This window comes from Cellulomonas pakistanensis, assembly GCF_016862755.1.
Lineage (GTDB): Bacteria > Actinomycetota > Actinomycetes > Actinomycetales > Cellulomonadaceae > Cellulomonas > Cellulomonas pakistanensis.
Genome location: NZ_BONO01000014.1, coordinates 34055 through 48252 on the forward strand (window position 1 = coordinate 34055; position 14198 = coordinate 48252).

14 protein-coding genes are annotated in these 14198 nt (G+C 75.8%); 8 read left to right on the top strand and 6 right to left on the bottom strand.

Annotation, left to right across the window (positions count from 1 at the left end; translation table 11 throughout):
- Window positions 1–10 precede the first annotated feature (10 nt).
- Window positions 11–1021 (top strand): aldo/keto reductase family protein, encoded by a 1011-nt coding sequence (locus Cpa01nite_RS10390; protein WP_203668690.1) that lies wholly within the window; start codon window positions 11–13, stop codon window positions 1019–1021.
- Between the two features lie 67 nt (window positions 1022–1088).
- On the opposite strand, the gene yczE is transcribed toward Cpa01nite_RS10390, so the two are convergent.
- Window positions 1089–1781: a membrane protein YczE gene (gene yczE / locus Cpa01nite_RS10395; RefSeq protein ID WP_239068697.1), complete on the bottom strand. Its 693-nt coding sequence runs from the start codon at window positions 1779–1781 to the stop codon at window positions 1089–1091.
- 61 nt (window positions 1782–1842) lie between these two features.
- Between yczE and yczR the strand changes: the two genes are divergently transcribed.
- Together yczR and Cpa01nite_RS10405 are read left to right on the top strand one after the other, a co-directional pair.
- Complete coding sequence (gene yczR / locus Cpa01nite_RS10400) at window positions 1843–3321, top strand: MocR-like transcription factor YczR (RefSeq protein ID WP_203668691.1); 1479 nt, start codon at window positions 1843–1845, stop codon at window positions 3319–3321.
- A complete protein-coding gene (locus Cpa01nite_RS10405) occupies window positions 3322–3759 on the top strand; it encodes a hypothetical protein (RefSeq protein WP_203668692.1) in 438 nt (145 codons plus the stop codon). It begins immediately after the preceding gene.
- Window positions 3760–3841: 82 nt separating this feature from the next.
- On the opposite strand, the gene Cpa01nite_RS10410 is transcribed toward Cpa01nite_RS10405, so the two are convergent.
- Genes Cpa01nite_RS10410 through Cpa01nite_RS10425 form a run of 4 tightly spaced genes read right to left on the bottom strand, consistent with a single transcriptional unit; the run spans window position 3842 to window position 6045 of the window.
- Window positions 3842–4087, bottom strand: coding sequence for a hypothetical protein (locus Cpa01nite_RS10410; RefSeq protein WP_203668693.1), 246 nt, complete (start codon window positions 4085–4087; stop codon window positions 3842–3844).
- Window positions 4084–5160, bottom strand: coding sequence for a quinone-dependent dihydroorotate dehydrogenase (locus Cpa01nite_RS10415; protein ID WP_203668694.1), 1077 nt, complete (start codon window positions 5158–5160; stop codon window positions 4084–4086). Before Cpa01nite_RS10415 ends, Cpa01nite_RS10410 begins: the two co-directional genes overlap by 4 nt.
- Window positions 5161–5170: 10 nt before the next feature.
- Window positions 5171–5689: a hypothetical protein gene (locus Cpa01nite_RS10420; RefSeq protein WP_373307387.1), complete on the bottom strand. Its 519-nt coding sequence runs from the start codon at window positions 5687–5689 to the stop codon at window positions 5171–5173.
- A complete protein-coding gene (locus Cpa01nite_RS10425; RefSeq protein WP_203668695.1) occupies window positions 5686–6045 on the bottom strand; it encodes a hypothetical protein in 360 nt (119 codons plus the stop codon). Before Cpa01nite_RS10425 ends, Cpa01nite_RS10420 begins: the two co-directional genes overlap by 4 nt.
- A gap of 40 nt (window positions 6046–6085) precedes the next feature.
- On the opposite strand from Cpa01nite_RS10425, the gene Cpa01nite_RS10430 reads away from it, so the two are divergent.
- On the top strand, window positions 6086–7579 hold the full coding sequence (locus tag Cpa01nite_RS10430; protein ID WP_203668696.1) for a leucyl aminopeptidase: 1494 nt from the start codon (window positions 6086–6088) through the stop codon (window positions 7577–7579).
- Between the two features lie 400 nt (window positions 7580–7979).
- Here the strand turns inward: Cpa01nite_RS10430 and Cpa01nite_RS10435 are convergent, their stop codons facing one another.
- The gene (locus Cpa01nite_RS10435; RefSeq protein WP_203668697.1) at window positions 7980–8363 is read right to left on the bottom strand and encodes an oxidoreductase; all 384 of its coding nucleotides are present in this window, start codon (window positions 8361–8363) and stop codon (window positions 7980–7982) included.
- 231 nt (window positions 8364–8594) lie between these two features.
- Here Cpa01nite_RS10435 and lpdA point away from each other — a divergent pair, with 231 nt between their 5' ends.
- The 4 genes from lpdA to Cpa01nite_RS10455 all read left to right on the top strand — a co-directional run bounded on the left by lpdA (window position 8595) and on the right by Cpa01nite_RS10455 (window position 14184).
- Window positions 8595–9980: a dihydrolipoyl dehydrogenase gene (gene lpdA, locus Cpa01nite_RS10440; protein ID WP_203668698.1), complete on the top strand. Its 1386-nt coding sequence runs from the start codon at window positions 8595–8597 to the stop codon at window positions 9978–9980.
- A 32-nt stretch (window positions 9981–10012) separates the two neighbouring features.
- A complete protein-coding gene (gene sucB, locus Cpa01nite_RS10445) occupies window positions 10013–11848 on the top strand; it encodes a 2-oxoglutarate dehydrogenase, E2 component, dihydrolipoamide succinyltransferase (protein WP_203668699.1) in 1836 nt (611 codons plus the stop codon).
- A 165-nt stretch (window positions 11849–12013) separates the two neighbouring features.
- Entirely contained in the window at window positions 12014–14086 is a 2073-nt protein-coding gene (locus Cpa01nite_RS10450; RefSeq protein ID WP_203668700.1) for a glucoamylase family protein, read from the top strand.
- The gene (locus tag Cpa01nite_RS10455) at window positions 14083–14184 is read left to right on the top strand and encodes an LPXTG cell wall anchor domain-containing protein (protein ID WP_203668701.1); all 102 of its coding nucleotides are present in this window, start codon (window positions 14083–14085) and stop codon (window positions 14182–14184) included. The genes Cpa01nite_RS10450 and Cpa01nite_RS10455 overlap by 4 nt, the downstream gene beginning before the upstream one ends.
- Window positions 14185–14198 lie beyond the last annotated feature (14 nt).

Consider the following 14198-nt stretch of genomic DNA (forward strand, 5'->3'; position numbering starts at 1 on the left):
GGGTGGTGGCATGGTCAACTACCGCCACCTGGGCCGCTCCGGCCTCAAGATCTCCGAGATCACCTACGGCAACTGGCTGACGCACGGCTCGCAGGTCGAGAACGACGCCGCGACCGCCTGCGTCCGCGCCGCGCTCGACGCCGGCATCAGCTCCTTCGACACCGCGGACGTCTACGCGAACACGGTCGCCGAGGAGGTGCTCGGCGAGGCCCTCAAGGGCGAGCGCCGGCAGTCACTGGAGATCTTCACGAAGGTCTACTGGCCGACCGGCCCCAAGGGCCCGAACGACACCGGCCTGTCCCGCAAGCACATCATGGAGTCGATCGACGGCTCCCTGCAGCGCCTCCAGACCGACTACGTCGACCTGTACCAGGCGCACCGCTACGACCACGCGACGCCGCTCGAGGAGACGATGCAGGCGTTCGCCGACGTCGTGCGCTCGGGCAAGGCGCTCTACATCGGCGTCTCCGAGTGGACCGCCGACCAGATCCGCGCCGGGCACGCGCTGGCGCAGGACCTGGGCTTCCAGCTGATCTCGAACCAGCCGCAGTACTCCGCGCTGTGGCGGGTCATCGAGGGCGAGGTCGTCCCCGCCTCCGAGGAGCTCGGCGTCTCGCAGATCGTCTGGTCCCCCGTCGCGCAGGGCGTGCTCACCGGCAAGTACAAGCCGGGCGCCCCGCTGCCCGAGGGCTCGCGCGCGACGGACGAGAAGGGCGGCGCGACGATGATCAAGCGCTTCCTGGACCAGCCGGACGTGCTCCAGCGGGTGCAGGACCTCACGCCGGTCGCGCAGGAGCTCGGGCTGTCGCTCGCGCAGCTCGCGGTCGCGTGGGTGCTGCAGAACCAGAACGTCGCCGCGGCGATCATCGGCGCCTCGCGCCCCGAGCAGGTCACCGAGAACGTCAAGGCCTCGGGGGTCGAGATCCCGGCCGAGCTCATGACGCGGATCGACGAGATCCTGGGCGACTCGGTCATCACCGACCCGGCGGAGACGGCGAAGAACTCGCCCGCCTCGCGCTGACGCCTCCCGCACGGCCGCAGGGCCGGCACCCCCGCCGCGGGGTGCCGGCCCTGCGTCGTCGTCGGGCCTATCGGCCCTCCCCCGGCTCGGCGGGCTCCGCCGCGGCGACGGCCGGCGGCACGGGCACCGTCAGCCGTGGCAGCAGCCAGTGGATCAGCGGGCCGATGCCCAGCGCGTAGGCCAGCGTGGCGAACCCGACCGTGCCGCCGAGCAGCCAGCCGACCGCGACGACGGTCACCTCGATCGCGATCCGCACCGGCCCGACCGGCCAGCCGGTGCGCGCGACCAGCCCGGTCATCAGGCCGTCGCGCGGGCCCGGGCCGAGCCGGGCGCCGATGTAGAGCGCGCTGGCGACGCCGTTGACGACGATGCCGAGCACCACCATCGCGATCCGCGCGGCCAGCGGCAGCTCCTCGGGCAGCAGGTCGAGCAGCGCCAGGAACGGGTCGATCAGCACGCCGATCACGACGACGTTCGCGACCGTGCCGATGCCGGGCCGCTGCCGCAGCGGCCACCACGCCAGCAGGATCAGCACGCTGTACGCCACGGTGACGGTGCCCAGCGACCAGCCGATCTGCCGGGCGGTGCCCTGGTTGAGCACGTCCCAGGGCATGTTGCCGAGCCCGGAGTGCACGAGCAGGGCGATCGACACGGCGTACAGGACCAGGCCGACGACGAGCTGCGCGGCGCGTCGGCCGGCGTGCGTGGCGGTGGCGGGCGTGGACACCGGCGCGGCGGTGGCATCGGGATGTGCGGTCACCACGTCATCGTGGCCTGCGACCGGCCTTCCGTTCGATAGCCACTTGCGCAAGAGTGGCCTCATGTCCACGCTCCTCGTCTCCGACCGCCGGATCGGCGGCACCGGGCTGGCCACCGTGCTCGGCAGCTGGCGCCGCCCGGGCCCCGCGTACGCCGCGCTCGCCGACGCCGTGCGTCGCGCCGTCCTGGCCGGCGACCTGCCGCTCGCCACCCGCGTGCCCGGCGAGCGGGAGCTGGCGACCGCGCTCGGGGTGTCCCGCACGACGACCTCGGGAGCGTACGGGCTGCTGCGGGACGAGGGGTACCTGGTGAGCCGCCAGGGCTCCGGCACGGTCACCGCGCTGCCCGAGGACCGCGCCCGGGCCGGCGACGCGCTGCCGCTGCACCGGCCGCTCGCCGCCGACGGGGTCGTCGACCTGACGATCGCCGCCTGCCCCGCGCCGCGGGAGCTGCACGACGCCGCCCGCCGGGCCGTCGACGCCCTGCCCCGGCACGCCGGCCACGGGTACGCCCCGCTGGGCCTCGACGTGCTCCGCGCGGCGATCGCCGACCGGTACACCGCCCGCGGCACCCCGACGACGCCGGACCAGGTCCTCGTGACGACCGGCGCCCAGCACGCGATCGCGCTGCTCGTGCGGACGCACGCGGGACCGGGCGACCGCGTCGTCGTCGAGCAGCCGACCTACCCGCACGCCATCGACGCGGCCCGGGCGGCCGGCGCGCGCCCCGTGCCCGTGCCGACCGGGCGGGACGGGACCGACCTCGACCTGCTGGAGTCGACCGTGCGCCAGGTCGCGCCCCGCCTCGTCTACCTCGTCCCCGACCACCACAACCCGACCGGGGCGACGATGTCCGCCGAGGGCCGGGAGCGGGTGCGCGCGCTGGCGCGGCGGACCGGGACGGTCGTCGCCGGCGACGAGGTGCTGACCGACCTCACGCTGGCAGGGCCCGAGCCCGCGTCCTGGTCGGGCGACGGCCGCGCCGCCCGGGTCGTGGCGATCGGGTCGATGTCGAAGAGCCACTGGGGCGGGCTGCGGGTCGGCTGGCTGCGCGGCCCGGCGGACCTCGTGGCCCGGCTGGCGCTGGCCCGGCGCAGCGCCGACCTGGGCACGGCGGTGCTGGACCAGCTGGTCGCGGTCGAGCTGCTGCGGCTCGGCGACGGACCGCTCGCCGACCGCCGCGACCGGCTGCGCGCCGGCCGGGACCTGCTCGCGCGGCTGCTCGCGGAGCGGCTGCCGGCGTGGCGGTTCGCCGTGCCGCGCGGCGGGCAGGCGCTGTGGGTGGACCTGGGCGCGCCGGTGTCGTCCGCGCTCAGCGCGCTGGCGCTGGCCCACGGGGTGCGGGTGGCGCCCGGGCCGGCGTTCGGGGTCGACGGCGGGCTCGAGGACCGGCTGCGGCTGCCGTTCACGGTCGAGCCGGACGAGCTGCGCCGGGCGGTCGACGGGCTGGCGCTGGCGTGGGCGGCGCTGGGCGCGCCGGGGCAGGGGGACGCGGCGCCGGTCGCGGGCGGGCTCCCCGGGGCGACGGCGGGGCTGGTCTAGGTGCACCGACCCAGATCCGCGCACCAGCGCGTGGCGACGGTGGCGCGCGGTGCCGCGCTGCGCCGGCGTACCGGGGCCACCGGTCTTGGTCTGGCCGTGCTCGTCGCGGCCGCGTGCACCCCGGGCGGCGTCGACGTGCGGGGACAGCTGCCTCCGTGCCCCGAGGCGAAGAAGCTCCCGGTCGAGGAGCTCGCTGCGCACACCGACTGCAGCCTGGAGGGCTCGACTCTCCTGTTCCCCGATGGTCGCAAGTTCGAGGTCGGGTCGGCCAACGGGTCCGCGAGCACCTCTGAGGAACCCGGGCTGGAGTGGGGCGCCACCAGCTGGGGCGGCGACGGGACGGTCGCCTGGCGTCGCACCGAAGAAGGCCTGTCCTTCTGGGGGCCCCGCGCGGCCGTGGAGCAGGAGATCCTGCTGTGGTCGCTCGACCGCGACTGACGTCTCGCAGGGCCGGCCGGCGGCCACCTGCTGCGAGGCCTGGCACCCGCGGCCCGGCGGCGCGCCGGCGTGTCGTCCGCGGTCAGTCCCGCGGCCGCACCGTCATCTGCTCGGGCACCGACCCGAGGTCGTACCGCGGCGGCACCGCGGCGCCGTCGTTCCGCAGCACCACCGACGCGACGCCCTGGTCGCGCAGCGACCGCCAGTGCGCACCGAACCACTCCTCCGCGTCGTACCGGGTGCCGAACACGGGCGACAGCGGGCGGTCGAGGACCCCGCCGGACGCGTCGGCCAGCTCCCAGGCCCACTGCGGGTGCAGGGCGGTCACGCGGGCGCACCCGGGGTGCGGGCGGGTGCGGCGCCGCGGCGCGCCGACCCGTCGCGCCCGAGGGCCCGCCCGATCCGCGCGGCCCAGAACGGGCCCTCGTAGATGAACCCGGTGTACCCCTGCACGAGGTCCGCGCCCGCCTCGAGGTAGGCGCGCGCGTCCGCGGGCGTCGTGATGCCGCCGACGCCGATGACGACCCGGTCGGCGCCGAGCCGCTCGCGGAGCCGGGCGACGACCGCGAGGCCGCGGTCGAGCAGCGGCGGCCCGGACAGGCCACCGGGGCCGAGGTCGTGCGCGATCGTCGTGTTCACCGCGACCACGCCGTCCAGGCCGAGCTCGGCGGCCAGGTCGGCGACCGCGTCCACGTCGGCGTCCGCGAGGTCGGGGGCGATCTTGACCAGCAGCGGCACCCGCGGGCGCCCCGCGATCGCGGCCGACTCGTCCGCCGCGGCGCGCGCCGCCTGCAGGATCGGGCGCAGGGCGTCGACGGACTGCAGGTCGCGCAGGCCGGGCGTGTTCGGCGAGGACACGTTCACGACGAGGTAGTCGGCGTACGGCGCGAGCAGGCCGGCGCTCGTCGCGTAGTCGTCGGGCGCGTCCTCGGCCGGGGTCACCTTCGTCTTGCCGATGTTCACGCCGACGACGAGCGCCCGGCCCGACGCGGTCGACCGCAGGCGGCGCAGGCGCTCGGCGACGGCCGCGGCGCCCTCGTTGTTGAAGCCCATCCGGTTGCGCAGGCCCCGGCGGTCGAGCACGCGCCACAGCCGCGGCGCCTCGTTCCCGGGCTGCCCGTGGGCGGTGACCGTGCCGACCTCGACGAACCCGAAGCCGAGCATCGTCAGGCCCGGCACCCCGACCGCGTTCTTGTCGAAGCCCGCCGCGAGGCCGAACGGCGACGGGAAGGTGCGGCCGAGCACCCGCACCGCCGCGGACGGCGGCGGGGCGAGCGCGGCGCGCAGGACGCCGCTGACGACGGGGACGCGGGAGGCGACGCGGATGGCGCGGAACGCCAGGTGGTGCGCCTGCTCGGGGTCGATGCGGGCGAAGACCTGGCGGAAGAGGAGGCCGTACACGACAGCCAACCTACTGGTCCGGCGAGCCGGCCGGCCGGGACCGTCCGACGGCCGGAGCGCGGCCGGCCCGCGGGCGGGTGCGCCACAGCCACGCGACGCCGAGGAACGGCAGCACGAGCGGCACGTAGCCGTACCCCTCGCCGAACCCGGACCACACCGTCGCGTCCGGCAGGTCGCCCGGGTCGAGCAGCGACAGCGTGCCGACCGCGAGCACGCCGACCAGCTCGACGCCGACGGCCGCCCACGCGGCGGTCCGCCGGTCGCGCGCCAGGGCGAGGGTGGCGACGACGTAGACGAGCGCCGCCAGGGCGGACAGCAGGTACGCGAGCGGGGCCTCGTCGAACTTGGCGACCAGCTGGTAGCCGGCGCGGGCGGTCGCGGCGAGCGCGAACACGCCGTAGACGGCGACGAGCACGCGGCCGGGGCCGGAGGCGGTGCTCTCGGGTGCGCCGGTGCCGGGGGCGGCGGGGCCCGGGGCGGCGGGGCCCGGGGCGGCGGGCCCCGGGGCGGCCGGGTCGGGGGTGGTCACGCGCCGGCCCAGGTCTGGTCGAGCCGCAGCTGCAGGAACGCCACCGCGACGGCCGCGACCAGCAGCACGACCGACGACCACCGGGTGCGCTCGGCGAACGCCCACAGCGCGGCGGCCGGCAGCAGGATCAGCTGGGTGACGACGTAGCCCCAGAACACGACGGGCTCCGCGACCTCGGTCCCGGTCGCCTGCTGGATCCCCGCGACGACCGCCTGGACGAGCATGAGCCCCTCGACGACCGCCGCGCCCCACAGCTGCCGGAGCACCACGGCGCGGTCGCGGACCGCGAACACCAGGGCCCAGGCGGCGAGCGCGAGGGCCGCCGCGGCGACGGCGTAGAGCAGGACCGGGATCACGGGGCCCCACGGTACCCGGCGGCGGCGCTAGCATCGGCGGGTGCCCCGAGTGACGCTGACCTCCGCGAACCCCGCCCGCCAGACCGCCGACGCCCTCGTCGTCGCGGTCGCCAGCAGCCCCGCCGGGCCCCGCCTCGTCGGCGCCGACTGGCTGCCGTCCGAGACCGTGCGCCAGGTCGCCGACCTCGCCGGCGTGCTCGGCATCACCGGCGCCGCGGACGAGGTCCGCCGCCTGCCCGCCGCGGGCAAGCTCGCCGCGAAGGCCGTCGTGCTGACCGGCGTCGGCGCGCTCGAGGGCGCGGTGCCCGAGGCCGAGACCCTGCGCCGCGCCGCGGGCGCCGCCCTGCGCGAGCTGACCGGTGCGACGGCCGTGGCGGTCGCGCTGCCGGCCGAGGACGCCGAGCAGGTCGCCGCGGTCGCCGAGGGCGCGCTGCTCGGCGCCTACGCGTACACCCGGTACCGCTCCGCCGACGCGGACGCCGCCGCCCCGGCCGCCGAGATCACCGTGCTGACCCCGCGCGCCCGCGACAAGGCCGTCACCAAGGCCGTCGCCCGCGCCGAGGTGCTCGCCGCCGCCGTGCACGGCGTGCGCGACCTGGTGAACGCCGCGCCGAACGACCTGTTCCCGGCCGCGTTCGCCGACGCCGCCAAGGCCGCGGTCAAGGAGACCGGCGCCAAGGTCAAGGTCACCGTCCTCGACGAGAAGGCGCTGGCCGCCGGCGGCTACGGCGGCATCCTCGGCGTCGGCCAGGGCTCGGCCCGCCCGCCGCGCCTGGTCAAGGTCGCCTACACGCCGTCCCGCCCGGCCGCGAAGGTCGCGCTCGTCGGCAAGGGCATCACGTTCGACTCCGGCGGCATCTCGATCAAGCCCGCCGCGGGCATGGACGCGATGAAGTCCGACATGGCCGGCGCCGCCGCCGTGCTGCACACGGTGCTCGCCGCCGCGCGGCTCGAGCTCCCGGTCGCCGTCACCGGCTGGCTCTGCCTCGCCGAGAACATGCCGTCCGGCACCGCGCAGCGCCCGTCCGACGTGCTGACCATCCGCGGCGGCAAGACCGTCGAGGTGCTGAACACCGACGCCGAGGGCCGCCTGGTCATGGCGGACGGCCTGGTCGCCGCCGTCGAGGAGAAGCCGGACGTCGTGCTCGACATCGCGACGCTCACCGGCGCGCAGCTCGTCGCGCTCGGCCCGCGCGTCTCCGCCGTCATGGGCGACGACTCCACCCGCACCGAGGTCGTCGACGCGGCGGGCGCGGCGGGCGAGGCGTTCTGGCCGATGCCGCTGCCCGCCGACCTGCGCGCCGGGCTCAAGTCGAAGGTCGCGGACATCGCCAACATCGGCGACCGGTTCGGCGGCATGCTCACCGCCGGGCTGTTCCTGCAGGAGTTCGTCGGCTCGACGCCGTGGGCGCACCTCGACATCGCCGGCCCGGCGTTCAACGAGAAGGCCGCGTTCGGCTACACGCCCGTCGGCGGCACCGGCGTGGGCGTCCGCACGCTCCTCGCGCTGATCGAGGCCCGCGCGGTCCGCTGACGCCCGCCGCGCACGCCCGAGCGCCCGGCGTTCCCCTCGGGGACGCCGGGCGTCGGCGTCTCCGGGCGCGCGCTCGACCCGACGCCCACGGCACCCCGGCGCGCACCCGGCGAGCCGGCGCTCACGCGGCGCCCCAGCGTCCCAGCGCGCACGCGGCGCACGGGGCGCCCCGGCGCGCACCCAGCGAGATAGGGCCAGCGCGCACGGCTGCTCGCGCCGACGTGGGTCGCTCGCGTCAGCGCGGGTCGGCCGCCCGGCGCGCGCCCACGTCGGTGGTTCCCGCCGAGTCCGGTGGGTGCAGGGTCCGACGTCGGTGCGAGGCACCGAAGTCCGCGCCCGCCGTCGGCGCCCGAAGTCGGCGCCCGCCGCGCCGCCCGCCGTCAGCGCCGCGCCGCCCGGGTCAGCGGGGGTCGGCCGCCCGGCGCGCCGCGCGCTCGCGCTGGGCGCGCTGGCGCTCGATGCGCTGCCGGCTGTTCCAGTCGCGCATCCGCTGGGGGTACCCCGTGCGCTGCACGTCGTAGAACGGCAGGCCGAGCTGCTGCGCGATGTCCCACCCGGCGCGCCCGTCCGGCACGCGGCGGCGGGTCCACTCCCCGTCGGTCGCGATGAGCATGAGGGTGGTCTGGGTGACGTTCGTCTGCGGCTCGAGGTACGCCTCGACGCCGACCCGGGTGCGCGCGAACTCGCGGAAGTGCTCGACGGTCTCCTCGCGCGCGGCGCGGCCCGCGGGCGGCGCGTCCGGCGCGGTCGCGGCCTGGCGGCGGAGGCGGGAGAACAGACCCATGCGGGGAGCCTAACGGCGGACCCTGCGAGCAGGCTGGGATTCACCCGGGCGCCGGACCTGCGCCGGCGGTGCGCGCGCGGGCCGGCGCCCCTCCGTGGCCAAGACATGGGATGACTGTTCCGAGAATCACACGGGGGCACCGGTCATCTGGGTCGTCCGGCCTACGCGGGGATGACAAGATGAGCCGGGAACAACCGCGTTCCCCTATGTCTGCGCCGGAGGAGTCTTCACGTGTCCGACACGACCGGATCCGCTTTCGACATCGTCGTCCTGGGCGGAGGGAGTGGCGGCTACGCGGCTGCGCTCCGCGGTGCCCAGCTCGGCCTCAGCGTCGCCCTGATCGAGGGCGACAAGGTCGGCGGCACCTGCCTGCACAACGGCTGCATCCCCACCAAGGCCCTGCTCCACGCGGCGGAGCTCGCCGACAACGCCCGCGACGGCGCGCACTTCGGCGTGCAGACGCAGCTCACGGGCATCGACATGAACGGCGTGAACGCCTACAAGGACTCGGTCATCGGCCGGCTCTACAAGGGCCTGCAGGGCCTGATCAAGTCCCGCAAGATCACCGTGTTCGAGGGCTACGGCAAGCTCGTGGGCCAGGACACCGTCGAGGTCAACGGCGAGCGCGTCACCGGCCGCCACGTCATCCTCGGCACCGGCTCGTACGCCCGGTCGCTGCCCGGCCTGGAGATCGCCGGCCGCGTCATCACCTCGGACCAGGCGCTCAAGCTCGACTACGTCCCGAAGTCCGCGATCATCCTCGGCGGCGGCGTCATCGGCTCCGAGTTCGCGAGCGTGTGGAAGTCGTTCGGCGTGGACGTCACGATCATCGAGGCGCTCCCCCACCTGGTCCCGAACGAGGACGAGGCGCTGTCCAAGGCGTTCGAGCGCCAGTTCCGCAAGCGCGGCATCAACTTCAACCTGGGCGTCCGGTTCTCCGGCGTGACCCAGGACGACGACGGCGTGCACGTGTCGCTCGAGGACGGCAAGACGTTCGACGCCGACCTCCTGCTCGTCGCCGTCGGCCGCGGCCCTCGCACCGCCGACCTGGGCTACGAGGAGCAGGGCCTCACGCTGGACCGCGGCTTCGTCATCACGAACGAGCGCCTGCACACCGGCGTCGGCAACATCTACGCGGTCGGCGACATCGTCCCGGGCCTGCAGCTCGCGCACCGCGGCTTCGCCCAGGGCATCTTCGTCGCCGAGGAGATCGCGGGCCTCAACCCGCAGCCGATCGTCGAGTCGGGCATCCCGCGCGTCACCTACTCCGACCCGGAGGTCGCGTCCGTCGGCCTGACCGAGGCGAAGGCCAAGGAGGTGCACGGGGCCGACGCGATCGAGACCCTGGAGTACAACCTGGGCGGCAACGGCAAGAGCCAGATCCTCGCGACGCAGGGCTTCATCAAGCTCGTGCGCCAGAAGGACGGGCCGGTCGTCGGCGTCCACATGATCGGCGCGCGCGTCGGCGAGCTCATCGGCGAGGGCCAGCTCATCGTGAACTGGGAGGCCTACCCCGAGGACGTCGCGGCGCTCGTGCACGCCCACCCGACGCAGAACGAGGCTCTCGGCGAGGCGCACCTGGCGCTCGCCGGCAAGCCGCTGCACGCCCACAACTGACCACACGAACTTCGAAGGAGACACGAGCGGTCATGTCCGACAACGTGCAGCTTCCCGCTCTCGGCGAGTCCGTCACCGAGGGCACCGTCACCCGCTGGCTCAAGAACGTGGGCGACCGCGTCGAGGTCGACGAGCCCCTGCTCGAGATCTCGACCGACAAGGTCGACACCGAGGTCCCGTCGCCGTTCGCCGGCACGCTCGAGCAGATCCTGGTCCAGGAGGACGAGACCGCCGAGGTCGGCGCCGTCCTGGCCGTGATCGGCGACGGCTCCGGCGCGGGCGGCGACTCCGCCCCGGCCCAGGAGGCCCCGGCGGAGCAGCCCGCCGAGCAGCAGCAGGAGGCCCCGGCCCAGACCGGCGCCACCACGCAGGGCGAGGGCTACGGCTCCCCGTCCCCCGAGGCCGAGTCCGCCTCCCCCGCCACCGAGCAGCCCGCCCCCGCGCCGGCCGCCGAGGCGCAGGACTCCGGCGACGGCCAGCAGGTCACCCTGCCGGCGCTCGGCGAGTCCGTCACCGAGGGCACCGTCACCCGCTGGCTGAAGCAGGTCGGCGACACCGTCGAGGTCGACGAGCCGCTGCTCGAGATCTCCACGGACAAGGTCGACACCGAGGTCCCGTCGCCGTTCGCCGGCACGCTGCAGCAGATCCTGGTCGGCGAGGACGAGACCGCCGAGGTCGGCGCCCCGCTCGCCGTGATCGGCTCGGGCTCCGCGCCCGCCGCGTCGGGCCAGTCGCAGGACGGCGCCGCCCAGGCCGCCGCACCGGCGGTGACCGAGGCCGCGCCGCAGGCCGCCGCCCCGGAGGAGGCCCCCGCCCCGACCCCGGCGCCGGTGCCCGCCCCGACGCAGCAGCAGTCGACCCCGGCCCCGCAGCAGGAGTCGGCCCCGGCCCCGCAGCAGCAGGCCGCCCCGGCGCAGGCCCAGGGCTCGTACCTCACGCCGCTGGTCCGCAAGCTGGCCGCCGAGAAGGGCGTCGACACGTCGACCCTGACCGGCACCGGCGTGGGCGGCCGCATCCGCAAGGAGGACGTGCTCGAGGCCGCCGCGAAGGCGGAGGAGGCCGCCAAGGCCGCCGCCGCCCAGCAGGCCCCGGCCGCTTCCCCGTCGGCGCCGTCGGCCCCGGCCGCCGGCAAGCCGGCCGAGCCGTCGCCGCTGCGCGGCACGACCGAGAAGGCCAGCCGCCTGCGCCAGGTCATCGCCGAGCGCATGGTCGACGCCCTGCACAGCCAGGCGCAGCTGACCTCCGTGGTCGAGGTCGACGTCACCAAGGTCGCGAAGCTCCGCGCCAGGGCGAAGGACTCCTTCAAGGCCCGCGAGGGCGTCAACCTCACGTTCCTGCCGTTCTTCGTGCAGGCCGCGGTCGAGGCGCTCAAGGTCCACCCGAAGATCAACGGCGTGCTCGAGGGCAAGGAGATCACCTACCACGGGACCGAGAACATCGGCATCGCGGTGGACACCGAGCGCGGCCTGGTCGTGCCGGTCATCCGCGACGCCGGCGACCTCAACCTGGCGGGCATCGGCCGCAAGATCGCCGACCTCGCCGGCCGCACCCGCGCCAACAAGGTCACCCCGGACGAGCTGTCCGGCGCGACCTTCACGGTGACCAACACCGGCTCGGGCGGCGCGCTGTTCGACACGCCGATCGTCCCCGGCGGCACCTCCGCGATCCTCGGCACCGGCGCGATCGTCAAGCGCCCGGTCGTCGTCAAGGGCGCGGACGGCGAGGAGGTCATCGCGATCCGGTCGATGTGCTACCTGGCCCTGTCGTACGACCACCGCCTGGTGGACGGCGCGGACGCCTCCCGGTACCTCATGACCGTGAAGCAGCGGATCGAGGAGGGCGCGTTCGAGGCCGAGGTCGGCCTCTGAGCACCGTCTGACGCGCGCACCGACGCCCCGGCGACCCACGCGGTCGCCGGGGCGTCGGCGTTCCCGGACCCGTTGACCCGGTCGCGGGGGCCGACTACCGTGCTGGCGCTCTTTCGACAACGGGTGTCGAAATTTCGGCACCCCGGACCACGAGGACGTGACCCGATGCGAGCAGCACCCCGCGCCGTCGACCGGCGCCGGCCCGACTCCCCCGAACCGCCCGCCCGGCCCCGACGGCGCCGGGCCCTCGCCGCGGGGCTGGCCGCCCTGCTGGCCGGGGCGGGCGCAGTGCTCGCGCCGACCGCCGCGTCCGCCGCGCCGCAGCAGCCGACGGACCTGGCCCGCGGCGGCGGGCACGGCGGCGGCCACGGCGGCGGGCGCGACGTGCGCCAGCTCCGCACCTGGCTCGCCGACACGTACGACTCGCTCGACGCGATGACCGACCCGGACACGGGCCTGGTCGCCGACAACATCGGCGGCGACCTCGACCCGGCCACCGCCAGCGCGTACACCTCGCCGACGAACATCGGCGGCTACCTGTGGTCGACCGTCGTCGCCCGCGACCTCGGGCTGATGAGCCGGCACGAGGCCCGCGCCCGGATGACGACCACCCTCGAGACGCTCGAGGGCCTGGACCGGCACGACGAATCCGGGATGTTCTACAACTGGTACGACCCGGCCACCGGCGACCGCGTCGACACCTGGCCGGACAGCGGCGACCCGGTCGAGCACTTCCTGTCGTCCGTCGACAACGGCTGGCTCGCGGCGGCGCTGCGGGTCGTCGCGTCCGCGGAGCCGAGGCTCGCGGACGAGGCCACCGCGCTCTACGACTCCATGCATTTCGGCGTCTACTACAACCCGGAGGGCCGCCCCGACCTGGGCGTCGGGCTGATCCGCGGCGGATTCTGGGACGAGGAGCCCTCCGGCTGCTCGGTCCCCGGGAACTACACCGGCGGCGCGACCGTCTACTACACCTGCCACCACTACGACACGACGGTCTCCGAGACCCGGATCGCGCTGTACCTCGGCATCACGGACGGCGAGATCCCCGCAGAGGCCTACTGGGGCACGTACCGGACCTTCCCGTCGACCTGCGACTGGTCGTGGCAGGAGCAGCGCCCGAGCGGCGTGACCCGCTCCTACGACGGCGTCCCCGTCTACGAGGGCGTCTACCACTACGACGAGCTGGCGCTGGTGCCCGGCTGGGGCGGCTCGATGTTCGAGGCGCTCATGCCCGACATGCTGGTGCCCGAGTCGGAGTGGGCGCCGCGGTCCTGGGGCGTCAACCACCCGCTGGTCGTCGAGGCGCAGAAGCGGCACGGCCTCGACGAGGCCGGCTACGGCTACTGGGGCTTCTCCCCCGCGAGCAACCCGCACGGCGGCTACGCGGAGTACGGCGTGGACGTGCTCGGCATGCGGTCCGACGGCTACCTGTCGGACGGCACGACCGACGTCGACCTCGGCTTCGCGGGCTGCCGCGAGGCGACCAACCCGGACCCGGAGTTCGGCGACGGCGTCGTGACGCCGCACGCCGCGTTCCTCGGACTGGAGTACGACACGCGCGGCGTGATCGACAACCTGAAGAACATCGCGCGGGACCTCGACGGGTACGGGGCCGGCGGGTTCTACGACTCCGTGGCCGTGCGGTCCGGCGTCGTCGCCGAGCGCTACCTGTCGCTCGACCAGTCGATGATCGTCGCGGCGATCGGCAACCACCTGCGCGACGGGCTGGTGCGCGACTACGTCGTCGGCCCCGACATGGAGCAGAACCTCAGGCCGGTGCTGGCGCAGGAGGTGTTCTCGTCCGCGGCCACGCCCGTCGCGCCCGTGCTGACCGAGCCGGCGCCCGGGTCGACGGTCGACGCGGTGACCCGGCTGGCCGGCACCGGCGAGCCCGGCGCGCACCTGACCGTCACCGGCGCCGACGGCGTGGTCTGGTGCACGGCGGACGTCGACGCCGACGGCGCGTGGGCGTGCGACGTCGCGACCCCGCCGGGCGCCGGGGTGCACGCGCTGACGCTGTCGACGACCAACGACGCCGGCGTCACGGTGCCGGGCGGGGCGGTCACGGTGACGGTGCGCGACGCGGGCGGCCCGGGCGACCCCGGCGGCTCCGCGCCGGGCGACGTCGACCCGGGGGTGGTCCAGCCCGGGGCGGACGACCCGGCGGCTGGCGCCGCGGCCCCCGCGGGCGACGAGCGGCGGCGGGCGGGGCGGCCGGCGGTCCGCTGGCGGTGACCGGCGCGCACGCGGCGCTGGCGCTGCTGGCGGCGCTCGGCGCCCTGGCGGCCGGCGGCGGCCTGCTCGCGGCGCGCCGCCGCGGCGCGGCGCGGTGACGCCGCCGAGGCGC